Consider the following 1,521-nt stretch of genomic DNA (forward strand, 5'->3'; position numbering starts at 1 on the left):
CCAATAGTTCCTTTCCTTGCATTTTTTGTCCACCTCTCCTCCAATACCAAACAATTTGGTGAGAAGATACAGCGATTAAGGGGATTATAAACCATTGTTATGGATGGATAATCCATCCTAGCGTTCTTGAGGAACATCCTTCAAAGCCAGCATAAAAAAAGGCCCTCATGGATGGATAGAACAATCGTACATCCCCTCTGTTGTAACAATAATTATATACTTAGAAGAAAGCGGTATTCAGACCCGGTACGACGGTCATTTTATATTGAACGCCTTCAGTGATTCGATGCCCCCGTCCAGCACCGTTATGTCGTGAAACCCCATCTCATTCAGCTGGTCCAAGGCCTTCACGCACCTCTTCCCCACCTTGCAGTAGATCAGCAGCGGGGTATCCCGGTCCAGCGGTCCTAGGTCGCCCTTGAGGGCATCCACCGGCACGTTCCTGGCCCCCTCTATCCGTTCCCTCCTGAACTCCTCCGGGGTGCGCACATCTATGAGCAAGCATTCGCCCTTCTCCACCCCCTCCATCATCGCTATGAATAGGTCTGGGGCGACCTTGGCGGCATTTCCCGGGCGGTTCTCCATAAGTCCAAATCTAGCTCCTGAGGTAGATTATGCTATCGCCCGGGCAACGATTATCTATCACCGGCTGCGTATCTCGGCCGAGATGACGCTCAAGGAAGGCCTGGAAAGGGAGATCTCGGCGATCGTGGGCCAGGAAAATTGCTCCACCCGTATCGCCGACCTATACACCTACGGATTCGATTCCTCCATACATCATCACACCCCCGATGTCGTGGTCCGACCGAGGACCACGGCCGAGGTGTCCGAACTGGTCAGGCTGGCCTCCCGAGAGGGCATGCCGGTGGTCCCCCGCGGTGGAGGCACCGGACTGTGCGGGGCGGCCGTGCCGATAAAGGGCGGCATGGTCATGGACCTCACCCGCATGAACACCATAAAGGAGGTGCGGGTGAACGACCTGTACTGCGTGGCTGAAGCGGGCGTCGTCTACGACCGCTTGAACGAGGCTCTGGCTCCTCACAAGTTCTTCTTCCCCCCCACCCCCGGGAGCGGGGAGGCGTGCACCATTGGGGGTATGGTGGCCACCAACGCCTCGGGCATGAGGGCGGTGAAGTACGGCGCCACCCGCGACTACGTGCTCGGTTTGGAGGTCGTGCTGGCCGACGGCTCCGTCATCCACGTGGGCACCAACACCATAAAGAACTCCTCCGGTTACCAGCTGGAGCGGCTTTTCGTGGGCAGCGAGGGCACCCTGGGCATCATTACCGAGGTCACCCTGAAGGTCGCCCCCAAGCCCAAGCGTTCCGCGATGGTCCTGGCCGCCTTTGACCGCCTGGAGGATGCCGGCAAATGCGTCTCCAACCTGATCTCCGTTCCGCTCATCCCCTCGGCCACCGAGCTGATGGACGACATCTGCATCCGCGCGGTAAACAAGGCGGTGAAGGCCGGACTGCCGGACGTGGAGGCCATATGCATGATCGAGGTGGACGGCGAGCCGGA

General features: G+C 58.4%; 2 protein-coding genes. One reads left to right on the plus strand and one right to left on the minus strand.

Annotated elements, in window-relative coordinates; all coding sequences use genetic code 11:
- Positions 1-255 precede the first annotated feature (255 nt).
- Entirely contained in the window at positions 256-501 is a 246-nt protein-coding gene (locus tag GXX95_00150) for a rhodanese-like domain-containing protein (protein ID NLT36558.1), read from the minus strand.
- 166 nt (positions 502-667) lie between these two features.
- Between GXX95_00150 and GXX95_00155 the strand changes: the two genes are divergently transcribed.
- On the plus strand, positions 668-1,521 hold an 854-nt coding region (locus GXX95_00155; protein ID NLT36559.1), incomplete at its 3' end, for an FAD-binding oxidoreductase.

The organism is Methanomassiliicoccus sp. (genome assembly GCA_012719175.1).
Classification (GTDB): domain Archaea; phylum Thermoplasmatota; class Thermoplasmata; order Methanomassiliicoccales; family Methanomassiliicoccaceae; genus UBA6.